Origin of the sequence: Pseudomonas mucoides (assembly GCF_015461845.1) — a bacterium.
GTDB lineage: Bacteria > Pseudomonadota > Gammaproteobacteria > Pseudomonadales > Pseudomonadaceae > Aquipseudomonas > Aquipseudomonas mucoides.
In genome coordinates, this window is sequence record NZ_JACOPW010000004.1 from 27,815 (window position 1) to 45,487 (window position 17,673).

The window sequence follows — 17,673 nt, forward strand, 5'->3', positions numbered from 1 at the left end:
GACATGACCGTAAACCTGACCACCGCCAACGAATTCATCGCCCGTCACATCGGCCCGCGTGCCGGCGACGAGCAAGCCATGCTCAACAGCCTCGGCTTCGACTCGTTGGAAGCCCTGAGCGCCAGCGTTATCCCGGACAGCATCAAAGGCACCAGCGTGCTGGGCCTGGAAGACGGTTTGAGCGAAGCTGAAGCCCTCGCTTCGATCAAAGCCATCGCCGGCAAGAACCAACTGTTCAAGACCTACATTGGCCAGGGCTACTACGGCACCCACACGCCATCGCCGATCCTGCGCAACCTGCTGGAAAATCCGGCCTGGTACACCGCCTACACCCCGTACCAGCCAGAAATTTCCCAGGGCCGACTCGAAGCGCTGTTGAACTTCCAGACCCTGATCAGCGACCTGACCGGCCTGCCGATTGCCAACGCCTCCTTGCTCGACGAAGCCACCGCCGCTGCCGAAGCCATGACCTTCTGCAAACGCCTGAGCAAGAACAAGGGCAGCCACGCCTTCTTCGCTTCCGTGCATTGCCACCCGCAAACCCTCGACGTACTGCGCACCCGTGCCGAGCCGTTGGGCATTGATGTGGTGGTCGGCGACGAACTCGAACTGACCGACGTGACGCCGTTCTTCGGCGCTCTTCTGCAATACCCGGCCAGCAACGGTGACGTGTTTGATTACCGCGAACTGACCGAACGCTTCCACGCCGCCAACGCACTGGTGGCTGTGGCCGCTGACCTGCTGGCCCTGACCGTGCTGACCCCGCCAGGCGAATTCGGTGCCGACGTGGCCATCGGTAGCGCCCAGCGTTTCGGTGTTCCGCTGGGCTTCGGTGGCCCGCACGCGGCGTACTTCTCCACTAAAGACGCGTTCAAGCGCGACATGCCGGGCCGTCTGGTCGGTGTCTCCGTGGATCGTTTTGGCAAGCCGGCCCTGCGCCTGGCCATGCAAACCCGCGAGCAACACATCCGTCGCGAGAAAGCCACGAGCAACATCTGCACCGCTCAAGTGCTGCTAGCCAACATCGCCAGCATGTACGCCGTGTACCACGGTCCGAAAGGCCTGACCCAGATCGCCAACCGCGTGCATCACCTGACTGCCATTCTGGCCAAAGGCTTGAACGCACTGGGCCTGACCGTCGAACAAGCCAGCTTCTTCGACACCCTGACCCTGGCCACCGGCGCGCAAACCGCCGCGCTGCACGACAAGGCTCACGCCCGGCAGATCAACCTGCGCGTCATCGACGCTCAGCGTCTGGGCCTGTCGGTGGACGAAACCACCACCCAGGCTGACATCGAAACCCTGTGGGCTCTGTTCGCCGACGGCAAGACCCTGCCGGACTTCGCTGCGCTGGCCGCCTCGGTACAAAGCACCCTTCCAGCTGCGCTGGTGCGTCAATCGCCGATCCTCAGCCACCCGGTGTTTAACCGTTATCACTCGGAAACCGAGCTGATGCGCTACCTGCGCAAGCTCGCCGACAAGGACCTGGCGCTGGACCGCACCATGATCCCGCTGGGTTCTTGCACCATGAAACTCAACGCTGCCAGCGAAATGATCCCGGTGACCTGGGCTGAATTCGGTGCCCTGCACCCGTTCGCCCCGGCCGAGCAAAGCGCCGGCTACCAGCAACTGACCGACGAACTGGAAGCGATGCTGTGCGCCGCGACCGGTTACGACTCGATCTCGCTGCAACCGAACGCCGGTTCGCAAGGTGAATACGCCGGTCTGCTGGCCATCCGCGCCTATCACCAGAGCCGTGGCGAAGATCGTCGCGACATCTGCCTGATCCCGTCGTCCGCCCACGGCACCAACCCGGCCACCGCCAACATGGCTGGCATGCGTGTGGTCGTGACCGCTTGCGATGCACGCGGCAACGTCGACATCGAAGACCTGCGCGCCAAAGCCATCGAGCACCGCGAACACCTTGCGGCGCTGATGATCACTTACCCGTCGACCCACGGCGTGTTCGAAGAAGGCATCCGCGAAATCTGCGGCATCATTCATGACAACGGCGGCCAGGTGTACATCGACGGCGCCAACATGAACGCGATGGTCGGCCTCTGCGCACCGGGCAAGTTCGGCGGCGACGTGTCGCACCTGAACCTGCACAAAACCTTCTGCATCCCCCACGGCGGCGGCGGCCCGGGCGTCGGCCCGATCGGTGTGAAATCGCACCTGACTCCGTTCCTGCCGGGCCACGCCCAGATGGCACGCAAGGAAGGCGCGGTCTGCGCAGCACCGTTCGGCAGCGCGAGTATTCTGCCGATCACCTGGATGTACATTCGGATGATGGGCGGCGCCGGCCTGAAACGCGCTTCGCAGCTGGCGATCCTCAATGCCAACTACATCTCCCGTCGCCTCGAAGAGCATTACCCGGTTCTGTACACCGGCAGCAACGGCCTGGTGGCGCACGAATGCATCCTCGACCTGCGTCCGCTGAAAGACAGCAGCGGTATCAGCGTTGATGACGTCGCCAAGCGCCTGATCGACTTCGGCTTCCACGCCCCGACCATGTCGTTCCCGGTCGCCGGCACGCTGATGATCGAGCCGACCGAAAGCGAATCCAAGGAAGAACTGGACCGTTTCTGCGATGCCATGATCCGCATCCGCGAAGAAATCCGCGCGGTGGAAAACGGCACGCTGGACAAGGAAGACAACCCGCTGAAGAACGCTCCGCACACCGCGGCAGAGATCGTTGGCGAGTGGACGCATCCGTACAGCCGTGAACAAGCGGTGTACCCCGTGGCCTCCCTGATCGAAGGCAAATACTGGCCACCGGTCGGTCGCGTCGACAATGTGTTTGGCGATCGCAACCTGGTGTGCGCCTGCCCGTCGATCGAAAGCTACGCTTAAGAAAATCAGCGTCTAGCGGCCAGCCTCGGGCTGCAAGGAAGAGCCGATCGGCTTTAACTTGCAGCTTGTTGCTTGCCGCTGAGTGCTCGCGCTTGCGCGCGCCTATAACAAGAAACCGGAGAACAACCATGTCGTTAAGCGTGTTCGACCTGTTCAAGATTGGCATCGGCCCCTCCAGTTCCCACACCGTCGGCCCGATGCGCGCAGCTGCGCGTTTCGCCGAAGGGTTGCGCCGCGAAGGGCTGTTGGCCGCCACCACCTGCGTCAAAGTCGAGCTGTACGGCTCGCTCGGCGCCACCGGCAAGGGCCACGGCAGCGACAAGGCTGTGTTGCTCGGCCTCGAAGGTGAACACCCGGACACCGTGAATACCGAAACCGTGGCCGCCCGTCTGCAAGAAATCCGCGGCAACGGTCGCTTGAACCTGCTCGGTGAACACAGCATTGCGTTCAACGAGAAAGAACACCTGGCAATGATTCGCAAACCCTTGCCCTATCACCCCAACGGCATGATCTTTCGCGCCTTCGACGCCGCCGGCCTGCAGATCCGCAGCCGCGAGTACTACTCGGTCGGGGGTGGTTTTGTGGTCGATGAAGATGCCGCCGGCGCCGACCGCATCGTCGAAGACGCCACGCCGCTGACCTTCCCGTTCAAAAGTGCCAAGGACTTGCTCAGTCATTGCACCACCTACGGCCTGTCCATCAGCCAGGTGATGCTGACCAACGAAAGCGCCTGGCGCCCGGAAGCGGAAACCCGCGCCGGCCTGCTGAAGATCTGGCAAGTCATGCAGGACTGTGTCGACGCCGGTTGCCGCAACGAAGGCATTCTGCCCGGCGGGTTGAAGGTCAAGCGTCGCGCGGCGGCACTGCACCGGCAATTGTGCAAAAACCCGGAATCGTCACTGCGCGATCCGCTGTCAGTGCTGGACTGGGTCAACCTGTACGCCCTGGCGGTCAACGAAGAAAACGCCAATGGCGGACGCGTCGTCACCGCGCCCACCAACGGTGCGGCCGGGATCGTTCCGGCGGTTTTGCATTACTACATGCGCTTCATTCCCGGTGCCAACGAAGACGGCGTCGTACGCTTCCTGCTGACGGCGGCGGCCATCGGCATTCTCTATAAAGAAAACGCCTCGATCTCCGGCGCCGAAGTCGGCTGCCAGGGCGAGGTCGGCGTGGCCTGTTCGATGGCGGCCGGCGCCTTGTGCGAGGTCCTTGGCGGGACCGTGCAGCAAGTGGAAAACGCCGCCGAAATCGGCATGGAACATAACCTCGGCCTGACCTGCGACCCGATTGGCGGGCTGGTGCAAGTGCCTTGCATCGAGCGCAACGCCATGGGTTCGGTCAAGGCGATCAACGCGGTACGCATGGCCCTGCGCGGCGACGGTCAGCACTTCGTCTCCCTCGACAAGGTCATCCGCACCATGCGCCAGACCGGCGCCGACATGAAAAGCAAATACAAGGAAACCGCCCGCGGCGGTTTGGCGGTCAACATTATCGAGTGCTGATGCTCACGCGCACTGCACACTTTTTCAGGAGCTGAATATGTCCACCGAACAATTGCTGAAAACCCCGCTGCACGCACTGCACATCGAACTCGGCGCACGCATGGTGCCGTTCGCCGGCTATGACATGCCGGTGCAATACCCGCTCGGCGTGATGAAAGAACACCAGCACACCCGTGATCAGGCCGGGCTGTTTGATGTGTCGCACATGGGCCAGATCCGCCTGACCGGCGCCAATGCCGCCAAGGCCCTGGAAACCCTGGTGCCGGTGGACATTATCGACCTGCCGGTGGGCATGCAGCGCTACGCCATGTTCACCAACGAAACCGGTGGCATCCTCGACGACCTGATGGTCGCCAACCTCGGTAACGACGAACTGTTCCTGGTGGTCAACGCAGCCTGCAAGGATCAAGACCTGGCGCACCTGCGCAAGCACATCGGCGAGCAGTGCACCATCGAGCCGCTGTTCGAAGAACGCGCCCTGCTGGCGCTGCAAGGCCCGGCCGCCGTCACCGTGCTCGCACGCCTGGCGCCGGAAGTGGCGAAGATGACCTTCATGCAGTTCACCCGCGTGAAACTGCTGGGCGTGGACTGCTTTGTCAGCCGTTCGGGCTACACCGGTGAGGACGGTTTCGAAATCTCGGTACCGGCCGCCAACGCCGAAGCCCTGGCTCGCGCCCTGTTGGCTGAACCTGAAGTGGCGGCCATCGGCCTTGGCGCTCGCGACTCGCTGCGCCTGGAAGCCGGTCTGTGCCTCTACGGCCACGACATGAACACCGAGACCACCCCGATCGAAGCGAGCCTGCTGTGGGCCATCTCAAAGCCTCGTCGTGCCGATGGCGCGCGGGCCGGCGGCTTCCCTGGCGCTGAAACCGTGTTCGCACAACAGCAAGGTGGCGTCAGCCGCAAGCGCGTCGGCCTGCTGCCTCAGGAACGCACACCCGTGCGTGAAGGCGCAGAAATCGTCAACGAGGCCGGCGAGATCATCGGCGCCGTTTGCAGCGGCGGCTTCGGTCCGACCTTGGGTGCTCCTTTGGCCATGGGTTACCTCGACAGCGCTTATATCGCTATCGACACACCCGTATGGGCGATCGTCCGTGGGAAAAAGGTGCCTTTGCTTGTAAGCAAAATGCCATTTGTTGCACAACGCTACTATCGCGGCTGATTGATTGTTTCTATAAGTAACGCGGTTGCGTTGACAGTGCACTAATGTGTAACGCAACCGCCATAAAATAGTGCATATCTTTATAGCCAGCCTTCGTTTATGAACGTTGCTTATAACGATCGAAAACAATTGAACAGCGGCAAAGAATAAGACGGCACTAGTGGATCGACTAGTACCCTCAACCTGAGTAAAACCGGGCCTCTGACGGGGCTTGTTTTTTCTCCCGTAGTTGGCGTAGAGTTTATTCACTGTGTTTGCATGGGTCGCTTGGAATCGTGACCTGGGCAGTAGCCTACAAGTTAGCTACATCCCGTTCGACGTCTTCTTACTCTCCTGCAACCAGCCCCAGTACTCTTTCATGAGAAGGAGACTGTCATTAATTTTTGCGTCAAAGGAAATAAGAAATGTCCCAACGTCAGAGCGGTACCGTCAAGTGGTTTAACGACGAGAAAGGTTTTGGTTTTATCACTCCTGAAAGCGGTCCGGATCTGTTCGTGCATTTCCGCGCCATCCAGGGCAACGGCTTCAAGAGCCTGAAAGAAGGCCAGAAAGTGACTTTCGTTGCTGTGCAAGGCCAGAAAGGCATGCAGGCTGACGAAGTACAAGCAGAAGCCTAATCTTCTGTTACGAAAAAGCCCCTGATGCTGACATCAGGGGCTTTTTTGTGCGCGTAAATCCGTAAAATGGCTTTTTTTCCGCCCAGAGGCTGCCATGTCGAAACACCTGCTCAATCCCCAGGGCGACTTTCCCGCCGCCACCCTGGGTCGTCGCCTGGCAGCGATGTTCTATGACTTCCTGTTGTGTACCGCCCTGCTGATCGTCACCAGCGGCGTCTACAAGATGATCCAGATGGCGATCCTCGGCGAAGAGAAAATGCGCACCCTGACTGAAGCCGGCGCGCTGGACGGGGATCCATTACTCTCGACGGTGCTGCTGTTTGTGCTGTTCGGTTTCTTCGCCAAGTTCTGGACCTGGTCGGGCCAGACCCTCGGCATGCAGGTGTGGTGCATCCGTGTGCAGAATGCCGATGGCTCGTCCATCAGCCTGTGGCAGGCGTTGTTGCGCTTTGTGGTGTCGATTGCTTCTTGGCTGTGCGTGGGCCTGGGGTTTATCTGGCCATTATTTGATAAGCAGAAACGCAGCTGGCATGACATGTACTCCAACACACAGCTTGTGCGCATCCCGAAGAAAACCAAGTAATTCAGCTATACAGAAACCACTGTGGGAGCAAGCTTGCTCCCACAGGTTTTTTAGGACTGGCTCAAAGAGTTCAGGCGTTACCGGCGAGCTTCATCCGCGCAGCCTGAGTAAAGTCCAGCATGCGCTTCAACGGCCGAATCGCCTGCGGAATCAACGCCGGATCCACAAAGATCTCGTTAGTCCCTTCCTTCAAGCACTTCAGCGTGCGCTCAAGGGTGTTCATCGCCATCCACGGGCAGTGCGCGCAACTGCGGCACGCTGCGCCATTACCGGCCGTTGGCGCTTCGATGAAGACCTTGTCCGGGCACAGCTGCTGCATCTTGTAGAAGATGCCGCGATCGGTGGCGACGATCAGGGTCTTGTTCGGCAGACTCTGCGCCGCCGCAATCAACTGACTGGTGGAACCGACGGCATCCGCCAGCTCGATCACCGAGGTCGGCGATTCCGGGTGCACCAGAATCGCGGCATCCGGGTACAGCGCTTTCATGTCTTCAAGCTGCTTGGACTTGAACTCTTCGTGAACGATGCAGGCACCGTCCCAGAGCAGCATGTCCGCACCGGTCTGGCGCTGAATGTAGGTGCCCAGGTGCTTGTCCGGGCCCCAGATAATGGTCTCGCCGTTATCCATCAGGCTTTCGACGATTTCCAGCGCACAGCTGGATGTCACCACCCAGTCCGCCCGCGCCTTGACCGCCGCCGAGGTGTTGGCATACACCACCACCGTGCGTTCCGGGTGCTGATCACAGAACGCCGAAAACTCGTCCACCGGGCAACCCAGGTCCAGCGAGCAGGTCGCTTCCAGGGTCGGCATCAGAATGCGTTTTTCAGGGTTGAGAATTTTGGCGGTTTCGCCCATGAACTTCACTCCGGCGACCAGCACGGTCTTGGCCGGGTGAGCACTGCCGAAGCGGGCCATCTCCAGTGAGTCGGAGACGCAACCACCGGTTTCTTCGGCCAGGGCCTGAATCACCGGATCGCAATAGAAGTGAGCAACCAGCACCGCGTCCTGAGCCTTGAGCTCGGCAGCGATGGCGGCACGGTAAAAAGCTTCCTCCTCGACGGTCAGCGGCTTGGGCTGCTTGGCGTCGAGGTGAGCTTGAACCAGAAGGCGTTCGGAAATCTGCGTCATGTTCGCAAGACCTGCAGGCGCTTTCGCGCGAAAGTCGAGTATACACCCGGCTCCGGACCCATCAGGGTACCGCCGGGAGAGTGAGTATTCATCAGGCACGGACAGCGTTGAAGTTGCGCAAGGCTACAGAATATCCCGTGGATGCAAAAGATGATTCTGACCTGCGTCATGCGATGCAGCCCAGGGCCTGGGCGAGCTCAAATCGCGGGCAAAAAAAAATCCGGAAATCCTCACTTGCGTGGGCCTTCCAGACTTTTAAAACTGCTACAAAAATGGTGGGTCGTGTGGGATTCGAACCTACGACCAATTGGTTAAAAGCCAACTGCTCTACCAACTGAGCTAACGACCCGCTGTGTGGTGGCGCGTATAATACTGATTTTTAAGGACTATTCAACACCTAATTTGAAATAAATCAAAAATAAGGTGTTGGGTCGCTGATTCCGGCCGCCGCAAAGCCTTCTGCACGCAGTCGGCAGCTGTCGCATTTGCCGCATGCACGGCCGTCATCGTCAGCCTGATAGCAGGAAACCGTCAGCCCGTAATTGACGCCCAGCTTCACGCCCGCCTCGACAATTTGCGCCTTGCTCAGGTTCTGCAGGGGCGCCTGGATACGGAAGCCATTGCCCTCTACCCCGGCTTTGGTCGCCAGATTGGCCATGCGCTCGAAGGACTCGATGAACTCGGGACGGCAGTCCGGGTAACCGGAGTAATCCACCGCATTCACGCCAATGAAGATGTCACGCGCACCGAGCACTTCAGCCCAGCCCAAGGCCAGCGACAGGAATACCGTGTTGCGCGCTGGCACGTAAGTCACTGGAATGCCCTCCCCCAGCGCCTCCGGAATGTCGATGCTGCTGTCGGTCAGCGCCGAGCCGCCCATACCGTTCAGGTTGAGGCCGATCACCTTGTGCTCGACCACGCCCAGGTCACGGGCAACGCGTGCAGCGGCGTGCAACTCTGCCTGGGAGCGCTGACCGTAATCAAAGCTCATGGTGTAGCAGCTGTAGCCTTCGGCGCGGGCCATGGCCACGACAGTTGCCGAGTCCAGCCCGCCGGACAGCAGGATGACTGCTCGTTTTTCAGCGGTGTTCAGTTGTTCCGTCATTTCAGCGCCCCGGCTCGTCATTCCAAAGATATTTATGCAGCTGCAATTGCAAACGCACTGGCAGGTTGTCCGCCACCACCCAATCCGCCAGGTCCCGAGCATTCAGGTCGTGGTGGCTTGGCGAGAACAGGACTTCGCCGGCACGCTGGTCAAGACCGTACTGGATCAGCTTGGACACGGCCCAGTCGTAGTCTTCCCGCGAGCAGATGACGAACTTCACCTGATCGTTAGGCGTGAGCAGCTCGATATTTTCGTAGCGGTTGCGATGTGCTTCTTTCGAACCCGGGGTTTTCAGGTCGACAACGCGACTGACCCGGGAATCTACCGCCGAGATATCAAGCGCACCACTGGTTTCCAGTGACACTTCGTAACCGGCGTCGCACAACTGCTTGAGCAATGGGATGGCGTTAGGTTGTGCCAGTGGCTCGCCACCGGTAACACACACATAACGCGGGCGGAAACCGGCCACTTGCTCGAGGATGTCGTCGAGCGGGCGAAGGGTGCCGCCAGTGAACGCGTAGGCGCTGTCGCAGTATTGGCAACGCAAAGGGCAACCGGTCAGGCGCACAAATACTGTGGGCAGCCCGGCAGTTCGCGTTTCACCCTGCAACGAGTAAAAAACTTCGGTAATTCTCAATGTGTCTTGCATAGTCGCCACGGGCATAACAGCTAAACAGGCTGTCCGCCTCCGTCAGGCACTTCAAGGAACCCCGTCACCGCGCAGATCCCAAAAAGCGTGTTTCATAAAAAGGGCGTGAATTCTAACGAAAAAACCCGCGACAAGCGCGGGTTTCTTCGAAACGGGTCAAGCAGCCCTTACATTTTTTGCAGATCACGCTGAGCCAACTGAGCGGCGGAGGTGCCCGGATATTGCGACACAACCTGCTGCAGAATGCCTTTGACCTTGTCGGTGTGACCGAGGCGGCGCTCTACATCAGCCAGCTTGTACAACGAATCAGGCACTTTGGCGTGCTTTGGGTACAGCTGTGAAACCTTGGCAAACGCCTGACCTGCACCTTGCAGATCGCCTTTGGCCAGGTTCACTTCGCCCAACCAGTACTGGGCATTGCCCGCGTATTGGCTGTTCGGGTATTTGCGCAGGAAAGCGGCAAAAGCCTGGCTGGCCTTGTCGAAATCCTTGGCTTTGATCAGGTCGAAGGCTGCATCGTAATACAGCTTTTCCTTCGCCGGATCCGCCGGTTCGCCACCCGCGGCAGGTGCTTGAGCGGCAGCCGCTCCTGCACTTGCGCCAGCAGCTGCTGCACTAGGGGCATTCAAATCGCCACCAGTGGAAGAATTTTCAGGAGTCGCGGCAGGTGCAACGCCGGTTCCTATGCGCCGATCAAGATCCTGATATCGCTCCAGGTTCTCTTGCTTCATGCGCGCTACATCATTTTGCAGTTCTTCGATCACACCCTGTTGGCGCGAGATCTGGTCCTGCATTTGTTGCAGTTGGTTGAACAGCTGACCCTGTGCCGAGACAGGGGTTGAAACCCCTCCCCCGGCATAGGCGCCGTTCGTACCGTAACCCGCAGGCGGATAACTACTCCCGCTGTTAGAACCGGAGTTGTTATCGACCACAGGAACCGCAGCCCACACCGCAAGCGGTGCGAGACTGAGAGCCAAGACAGTTACAGCACGACGGCACGTTCGCATGACGAATTACTTACGCAGTTCGACGCGACGGTTTTGAGCCCAGGACTGCTCGTCGTTGCCGGTAGCAACTGGACGCTCTTCGCCGTAGGAAACCAGTTCCAGCTGAGCTGGGGAAACGCCTTGCAGTACCAGGTAGCGTTGAACGGCTTTCGCACGACGCTCGCCCAGTGCCATGTTGTACTCACGAGTACCACGTTCGTCGGTGTTGCCTTCCAGAACAACGCGAGCGCCGTTTGCTTTCAGGTCTTTGGCGTGAACGTCCAGAGCGCGCATGGCTTCTGGCTTCAGGTCCGAGCTGTCGTATTCGAAGTAGAAGGTGGTGATTGCGCGCAGAGCAGCTTCTTCGCTCAGGGAACCGTCAACGGCACCAGTGTTTGCGCCGTAACCAGCGTTTGGATCAACAGCGCCTTCACCGGCGTTGTCGCCGCCTTTGGACGAGCAACCTACAGCTACAGCCATGGCCAGAGCCAGCGCAGCAAATTTACCAAACTTCAGCATTTCCATCGTGAAACTCCTAATGAACCCCAGTGTGTTAAGTAAAACGTGTAGCGCCGCGTCAGTTCAGGTAAGGGGACCAGGAAGGTTCTCGAACTTCGCCTTGAGCGGTAGGAAGCGGGAGCCTTACGCGTCCATTAATGGACACGAGCATCAAGACTCCCCGGCCCTGCTGGCGGGTGGCGTAGATTACCATGGTGCCGTTGGGCGCAACAGTAGGCGACTCGTCCAGAGTGCTATCAGTGAGGATCTTTACACTACCTCGCTGCAAATCCTGGGCTGCCACCTTGAAATTGGTGAAGCCGTCCTGGCGGTGAATCATCACCAGGGTCTTTTCATCAGCCGACAGTTTAGGGTTGGCGTTGTAGTTACCGATGAAGGTCACACGTTCCGCACCGCCACCACTGACACTGGTTTTATAGATCTGCGGCTTGCCGCCACGGTCGGAGGTGAAGTAGATGGTCGAACCATCCTTACCCCAGAACGGTTCGGTGTTGATGCCGGGACCATTGGTGACGCGGGAGATCTGACGCGAACCCAGGTTCATCACATAGATGTCCGGGTTGCCATCCTTGGACAGGACGAATGCCAGGCGATTGCCATCCGGCGACCAGGCTGGCGCGCCATTCAGGCCTTCGAAGTTGGTGATCTGCTCGCGGCGACCGGTGTCGATGTTCTGCATGAAGATGCGCGGACGCTTCTGCTCGAACGACACATAAGCGATGCGCTTGCCATCCGGTGCAAAACGCGGCGACAGGATAGGCTCGCGCGATTGCAGCAGGGTCACGGCACGGGCACCGTCATAGTCCGAACGTTGCAGTGTGTAGCGCGTGTTCTTCTCGGAGAAACGCTCGGCGGTCACGTACAACAGACGCGTCGAGAACGCACCTTTGATACCGGTGAGTTTTTCGAACGACTGGTCGGAGATGTAGTGCGCCATGTCGCGCAGTTGATCAACGCTGCCCGACACGCTGCCGGTCAGCACTTGCTGCTCGGTGGCGACGTTGAACAGAGCGTACTGAACCTGCAGGCGACCGCCTGCTGGCACGATACTGCCGACCATGATGTATTGGGCGCCAACCGCTTTCCAGTCACGGTAAATGATTTCGCTGGCCTGGCTCGGCTGGCTGATCATGTTCTGCTTTGGAATCGGCGCGTAGTAACCCGAGTTGCGCAGGTCGTTACCGATGATTTCAGCCATGTCGTCCGGCAGCACGCTGCCGCCCTGGAAACCGAATGGCACGACGGCAATTGGAGTGGCCTGGGAGCTGCCACTGCTGACCAGGATATTTTTTTCATCTGCCGTGGCCAGTCCTGCGAAGCAGAACATGACTACAAGCAGTCCTCGAAGAAGGTTTCTCACAAGGCTAGATCCTCAGGTGTGAATGTCATCTTGAATGAACGATAGGGTGCGAAATCAGCTGGCTTCAGACCCTGCATTTCGGTCAAACGACCAATATTTTTTACTGCCGCTACTGCTGAACTGTCGAACGGCACATCACCACTGGAATGAGCAACCGATACGCCGGAGATCGTTCCGTCAGGCAGCATGTTGATTTGCAGAATCACTTTCATGCCCTTGCGGGCCGACGGTGGCTGCGCCCAACCTTCAGAAGCGCGCGAACGAATCAGATCATCGAAGTTGCCCGCGGTCTCATCACCCTGCTCATCCGCCAACGCCTGTTGACGCTCCGGCTTGTCGGACAGCAAATCAGCCAAGGCCTGCGCTTTTTTGTCTTCAACCGATTTACGTGCCGCATCCTGCGACTTCTTCTTCGCAGCATCGGCAGCAGCTTTCTTCTTCGCGTCTTCGGCGACTTTCTTCTTCGCCTCTTCAGCTTCAGCTTTCTTCTTGGCGTCTTCGGCGGCTTTCTTCTTCGCGTCTTCGACGATTTTCTTCTTGGCTTCTTCAGCGGCCTCTTTCTTGGCCTCTTCTTCAGCTGCTTTCTTGGCTTCTTCTTCGGCTTTCTTCTTGGCTATATCAGCCAATTGTTTCTCTTCTGCCTTTTTGGCTTCGGCGGTCTTCTTCGCTTCATCGGCTTTCTTGGCTTCATCAGCCTTTTTCGCCTCATCCGCTTTCTTCGACTCGTCGGCCTTCTTGGCTTCCTCGGCCTTTTGAGCCGCTTCTTCTTTCTTTTGTTCCGCAGCCTTCACCGCTTCCTGCTCGACCTTTTTCTGTTCCATCTGTTCGACTTCGGTTTGACGCGCAGCAGATTTCTGCGCTTCACCCGCAATCTTCTGATTGGTCTGGGTGGTCGCCCGACTTTTCGATTTCAGCTGGTACAGGGTCGCCTGGACAATCGGCTTGGCCGGCGGCAACTCAGGCGTCATGGCAAAACTGACAAACAGCATGCCGAACACCAGCACGTGCAAGCCAATCGCCCAGACACTAGGCCAGAAGTAGCTTTCCGAGGCTGTTGGCTCTCGTTGTTGCTGCATCAGGGCGCCTCGGTAATCAAGCCAACGTTACCGACTCCGGCCTTCTGCAACCCGCCCATGGCGCCCATGACCGAACCGTAATCAACGGTCTTGTCGCCACGGATGAACACCTGAGTACGCTTGCCACCTTCAGTGCCGGCACGAATGATCTTGGTCACCGCGTCAGTCATCTGCGGCAAGGTCATGGCCTTGTCCTGCTGCTTTTCGGTGTCGACTTCACTGCCAAGGTTCCAGTAGTAGGTCTTGTCAGCCTTGATCGAAATGGTCAGGACCTGGGTGTTGTTGTCCTGCGGCAAGGCTTCGCTGGAAACCTTGGGCAGATCAACTTTCACGCCCTGATTGAGCATCGGCGCGGTCACCATGAAGATGACCAGCAGTACCAGCATCACGTCGATGTAAGGCACTACGTTCATCTCGGCAACCGGCTTGCGCTTTTTGCGAGCTCGAGCGATTAAAGCCATTGGAAATTACCTGCTTATTCTTCGCTGGTGTGCACTTTGCGGTGCAGGATCGCCTGGAATTCATCGGCGAAGGTGTAGTAACGGCTCAGCAAGGTTTCGCTGCGAGCAGAGAAGCGGTTGTAAGCAATAACGGCCGGGATGGCAGCGAACAGACCGATCGCGGTGGCGATCAGCGCTTCGGCGATACCGGGAGCCACAGTGGCCAGGGTCGCTTGCTGGGCCGAGGCCAGGCCACGGAAGGAGTTCATGATGCCCCAGACCGTACCGAACAGACCGATGTACGGGCTCACGGAGCCGACGGTGGCCAGGAATGGCAGGCTCTGCTCGAGCTTCTCTTCTTCGCGGGAAATGGCGACGCGCATGGCACGGGCCACGCCTTCCATGACCGCTTCCGGGTCAACGCCTGGCTGCTGGCGCAGACGGGAGAATTCCTTGAAACCGGCACGAAAAATCTGCTCGACGCCCGAATCCGGGTCAGGGTTGCTGCCGGCCTGACGGTAGAGTTTGGACAGGTCGATACCGGACCAGAAGCGCTCTTCGAAGCTCTCCAGGGCACGTCGACCGGCGCGAATCAAATTGCTGCGCTGAAAAATCATGATCCATGAGGTCACCGATGCGGCTACCAGGATCAGCATTACCAGTTGCACCACGATACTGGCATTGCTGACCAGGCTCCACATGGAGGAATGGTCGACGACGTTAGCTTCCACGCTTTATCTCCTGCTTTGAGTGTGTACCCGCGCCGCTCACGTCGGCAAAGGCCGCACGTAGAGCTTCGGGAATGGCCCGGGGTTTCAAACTGTTAGTGCGCACACAGGCCACCAAAAACTGCCCTTCGCAGAGCAGCACATTATCCGTTGCCCGCCTGACCTGCTGCTTGAAACGCAGGCTGACCCGGTTCAATTCGATTACTTCAGCGCTTACCAGAAGCTCGTCGTCCAGTCGCGCCGGCGCGTGGTAACGCGCTTCGCTGGAATGCACGACAAACAACAGGTCCTCCCCTGCCAGCGCCGATTGGGCAAAGCCCAGATCCCGGAGCCGCTCGGTTCGAGCCCGTTCCATAAACTTGAGGTAATTGACGTAATACACGATGCCGCCCGCATCGGTGTCCTCGTAATAAACGCGACAACGATGTGTGAACGGCTCAAGCCCGTTTTGCGCGCGCATACTCTAGTGCTTACTCCTCAGGTTGCCAATCCGGCCAGGCAACTGTTTTTCATTGATCTGCGGGCTTTTTCGAAAAAGCACGGTCCTCGGACCGCACAAAAGCCGAATATATCAGCGCGCAAAAATTATTAATCATCCACGGCGTCAAGGAACTCGTCTACCACGGGCATTTCGCCCAATCGTGACGGAATATTTAAACCGAAGTGCAAATACGCATGCCGGGTCACCACTCGCCCCCGCGGGGTGCGCATGATGTAGCCCTGCTGGATCAGGTACGGCTCCAGCACGTCTTCAATGGTGTGGCGTTCTTCACTGATGGCCGCGGCCAGGCTGTCCACTCCGACCGGCCCGCCGTCGAACTTCTCGATCATGGTCAACAGCAGACGTCGGTCCTGGTGGTCGAAACCACGTTCGTCGACATCCAGCAGGTTCAACGCGAGGTCGGCAATCGGCTTGGTGATATGGCCCTTGGCGCGCACCTCGGCGAAATCGCGCACCCGTCGCAACAACCGGTTGGCGATCCGCGGCGTACCGCGGGCACGTCGGGCGATTTCGAAGGCACCTTCCGGGTCCAGCGGCAAACCAAGGATGCTCGCCGAACGGCTGACAATCGTCGCCAGGTCCGCGGTGCTGTAGAACTCCAGGCGCTGGACGATACCGAAGCGGTCGCGCAAGGGGTTGGTCAACATGCCCGCACGGGTCGTTGCACCGACGAGGGTAAAGGGTGGCAAATCAAGCTTGATCGAACGCGCGGCCGGCCCTTCGCCGATCATGATGTCGAGCTGGAAATCTTCCATGGCCGGGTACAGCACTTCTTCGACAATCGGCGACAGGCGATGGATTTCGTCGATGAACAGCACGTCGTGGGGTTCAAGGTTGGTCAACAGCGCTGCCAGGTCGCCCGGACGTTCCAGAACAGGACCCGATGTGCTCTTGATCGACACGCCCATTTCCTGGGCGATGATGTTCGCCAGAGTGGTTTTACCCAGGCCCGGCGGACCGAAGATCAGCGTGTGATCCAGCGACTCGTTGCGCCCACGGGCGGCCTGGATGAACAACTCCATTTGCTCGCGAACGGTCGGCTGGCCGATGTATTCGGCCAGACTGACAGGACGAATCGCCCGGTCCTGGACTTCCTCGCGGTCACGGGGACCTGGCGTGGCGGCTATCAGACGATCAGCTTCAATCACTTAAATCATTCCCTTCAGGGCACGACGAATCAGGTCTTCACTGCTCAAGCCTTTCTCCTTGATCGCGGAAATAGCCTTGCTGGCCTCCTGCGGCTTGTAGCCCAAGGAAATCAGCGCACTGACCGCATCGTTTTCAGCGGTGGCGATCGGCGCCGGCGCATCTGGCCCGCCCGGCTGGTTGGGAACCAGCGCGAACATCGCAGGTACGGTTTCCCACGCCTTGAAGCGGTCCTTGAGTTCCACCAGCAAACGTTCAGCCGTCTTCTTGCCCACGCCCGGCACCTTGGTCAGCGCCGAGGTGTCCTGGGACTGTACGCAACGGACCAACTCATCGACTTCCAGACTGGACATCAAGGCCAGCGCCAATTTCGGCCCTACACCATTGAGACGGATCAGCTCGCGAAAAAAGTCTCGCTCACGCTTGCCGAAGAAGCCATAGAGTAACTGCGCGTCTTCGCGTACGACCAAGTGGGTGTGCAAGGTCAGCGGTTCACCGACCGACGGCAAGCGATACAGCGTGGTCATGGGCACTTCCAGCTCATACCCCAGACCGTTTACATCCAGAATCAGGTGCGGTGGCTGTTTTTCAGCCAGTGTGCCGCGCAAGCGTCCAATCACGTTACAGATCCTTGAGCGTTGGCCAGATCAATGCCTGGCGACCGACAGAGCAAGGGTTCGCGTCGACAACACAGACACGAAGACCCTCATTCCATAAAAAATGATTGCTGATGCTATCAGAGACGCAGGCGCCCGCCACGACTGCGTGCCGTCCCCAGGCCATGGGGCAGCAGACTGGAACGGGTGTGCGCATGGCAAATGGCGATGGCCAGGGCGTCAGAAGCATCGATTTGCGGTTTGCTGGTCAATTTCAGCATGTGCATGACCATCATTTGCACCTGTTCTTTGTTCGCCGCACCGGTGCCGGTCACTGCCTGTTTGACCTGGGTCGCGGTGTACTCGGCGATTTCCAGGCTTTCTTCGGCACCGGCAACGATGGCCGCGCCGCGCGCCTGACCCAGCTTCAGTGCAGAGTCGGCATTGCGCGCCATGAAGACTTTTTCGATGCCCATGGTGACCGGGCCGTATGTCTGGATGATTTCACGCACGCCGCGATAAACGATTTGCAGACGCTCATGCAATTCTCCCGAGCCGGTACGAATGCAGCCCGAGGCCACATACACACAGCCACGCCCGGTATCGCGCACCACGCCATAACCGGTAATACGCGAACCGGGGTCGATACCTAGAATTAAAGTCATAACGCCTGCGGGTTAGGTAAGAGCACTTCAATACAGCAAACACCAACAGTGG

Annotated in this window: 18 protein-coding genes and 1 tRNA gene; 5 read left to right on the forward strand and 14 right to left on the reverse strand. The window is 58.9% G+C overall.

The window, feature by feature from the left end; translation table 11 throughout:
- The first annotated feature begins 3 nt into the window (after positions 1 to 3).
- The 5 genes from gcvP (at position 4) to H8F22_RS18955 (ending at position 6,720) form a co-directional block, all read left to right on the forward strand.
- Entirely contained in the window at positions 4 to 2,853 is a 2,850-nt protein-coding gene (gene gcvP / locus H8F22_RS18935) for an aminomethyl-transferring glycine dehydrogenase (protein ID WP_194940545.1), read from the forward strand.
- A gap of 128 nt (positions 2,854 to 2,981) precedes the next feature.
- Entirely contained in the window at positions 2,982 to 4,358 is a 1,377-nt protein-coding gene (locus H8F22_RS18940; protein WP_027922949.1) for an L-serine ammonia-lyase, read from the forward strand.
- A 37-nt stretch (positions 4,359 to 4,395) separates the two neighbouring features.
- Complete coding sequence (gene gcvT, locus H8F22_RS18945; protein WP_059182265.1) at positions 4,396 to 5,520, forward strand: glycine cleavage system aminomethyltransferase GcvT; 1,125 nt, start codon at positions 4,396 to 4,398, stop codon at positions 5,518 to 5,520.
- A 404-nt stretch (positions 5,521 to 5,924) separates the two neighbouring features.
- Complete coding sequence (locus tag H8F22_RS18950; protein ID WP_003175786.1) at positions 5,925 to 6,137, forward strand: cold-shock protein; 213 nt, start codon at positions 5,925 to 5,927, stop codon at positions 6,135 to 6,137.
- Between the two features lie 94 nt (positions 6,138 to 6,231).
- Positions 6,232 to 6,720 (forward strand): RDD family protein, encoded by a 489-nt coding sequence (locus H8F22_RS18955; RefSeq protein WP_027922947.1) that lies wholly within the window; start codon positions 6,232 to 6,234, stop codon positions 6,718 to 6,720.
- A gap of 70 nt (positions 6,721 to 6,790) precedes the next feature.
- On the opposite strand, the gene nadA is transcribed toward H8F22_RS18955, so the two are convergent.
- The 14 genes from nadA to ruvC form a co-directional block, all read right to left on the reverse strand.
- On the reverse strand, positions 6,791 to 7,849 hold the full coding sequence (nadA, locus tag H8F22_RS18960) for a quinolinate synthase NadA (protein ID WP_077748706.1): 1,059 nt from the start codon (positions 7,847 to 7,849) through the stop codon (positions 6,791 to 6,793).
- A gap of 273 nt (positions 7,850 to 8,122) precedes the next feature.
- Positions 8,123 to 8,198, reverse strand: a tRNA-Lys gene (locus H8F22_RS18965).
- Positions 8,199 to 8,261: 63 nt separating this feature from the next.
- Positions 8,262 to 8,954 (reverse strand): 7-cyano-7-deazaguanine synthase QueC, encoded by a 693-nt coding sequence (gene queC, locus H8F22_RS18970; protein ID WP_027922945.1) that lies wholly within the window; start codon positions 8,952 to 8,954, stop codon positions 8,262 to 8,264.
- Between the two features lies 1 nt (position 8,955).
- Positions 8,956 to 9,603, reverse strand: coding sequence for a 7-carboxy-7-deazaguanine synthase QueE (queE, locus tag H8F22_RS18975; RefSeq protein WP_194940546.1), 648 nt, complete (start codon positions 9,601 to 9,603; stop codon positions 8,956 to 8,958).
- A gap of 167 nt (positions 9,604 to 9,770) precedes the next feature.
- Complete coding sequence (gene ybgF, locus H8F22_RS18980; RefSeq protein ID WP_027922943.1) at positions 9,771 to 10,610, reverse strand: tol-pal system protein YbgF; 840 nt, start codon at positions 10,608 to 10,610, stop codon at positions 9,771 to 9,773.
- Positions 10,611 to 10,616: 6 nt separating this feature from the next.
- Complete coding sequence (gene pal / locus H8F22_RS18985) at positions 10,617 to 11,114, reverse strand: peptidoglycan-associated lipoprotein Pal (RefSeq protein ID WP_003178634.1); 498 nt, start codon at positions 11,112 to 11,114, stop codon at positions 10,617 to 10,619.
- 52 nt (positions 11,115 to 11,166) lie between these two features.
- Positions 11,167 to 12,435 carry a Tol-Pal system beta propeller repeat protein TolB gene (gene tolB, locus H8F22_RS18990; RefSeq protein WP_218186576.1) on the reverse strand — a complete coding sequence of 423 codons (1,269 nt, stop codon included), beginning with the start codon at positions 12,433 to 12,435 and terminating at the stop codon, positions 11,167 to 11,169.
- Between the two features lie 29 nt (positions 12,436 to 12,464).
- Positions 12,465 to 13,544 (reverse strand): cell envelope integrity protein TolA, encoded by a 1,080-nt coding sequence (gene tolA, locus H8F22_RS18995; protein WP_027922941.1) that lies wholly within the window; start codon positions 13,542 to 13,544, stop codon positions 12,465 to 12,467.
- Positions 13,544 to 13,996 carry a protein TolR gene (tolR, locus tag H8F22_RS19000; protein WP_161807482.1) on the reverse strand — a complete coding sequence of 151 codons (453 nt, stop codon included), beginning with the start codon at positions 13,994 to 13,996 and terminating at the stop codon, positions 13,544 to 13,546. The genes tolA and tolR overlap by 1 nt, the downstream gene beginning before the upstream one ends.
- Before the next feature lie 23 nt (positions 13,997 to 14,019).
- Positions 14,020 to 14,715, reverse strand: coding sequence for a protein TolQ (gene tolQ, locus H8F22_RS19005; protein ID WP_027922940.1), 696 nt, complete (start codon positions 14,713 to 14,715; stop codon positions 14,020 to 14,022).
- Positions 14,705 to 15,172 (reverse strand): tol-pal system-associated acyl-CoA thioesterase, encoded by a 468-nt coding sequence (gene ybgC, locus H8F22_RS19010; protein ID WP_027922939.1) that lies wholly within the window; start codon positions 15,170 to 15,172, stop codon positions 14,705 to 14,707. Before ybgC ends, tolQ begins: the two co-directional genes overlap by 11 nt.
- Before the next feature lie 128 nt (positions 15,173 to 15,300).
- Positions 15,301 to 16,362 (reverse strand): Holliday junction branch migration DNA helicase RuvB, encoded by a 1,062-nt coding sequence (ruvB, locus tag H8F22_RS19015; RefSeq protein ID WP_027922938.1) that lies wholly within the window; start codon positions 16,360 to 16,362, stop codon positions 15,301 to 15,303.
- A complete protein-coding gene (gene ruvA, locus H8F22_RS19020; protein WP_027922937.1) occupies positions 16,363 to 16,980 on the reverse strand; it encodes a Holliday junction branch migration protein RuvA in 618 nt (205 codons plus the stop codon). It lies immediately after the preceding gene.
- A gap of 116 nt (positions 16,981 to 17,096) precedes the next feature.
- Complete coding sequence (gene ruvC, locus H8F22_RS19025; protein WP_007945844.1) at positions 17,097 to 17,621, reverse strand: crossover junction endodeoxyribonuclease RuvC; 525 nt, start codon at positions 17,619 to 17,621, stop codon at positions 17,097 to 17,099.
- Between the last annotated feature and the right edge of the window lie 52 nt (positions 17,622 to 17,673).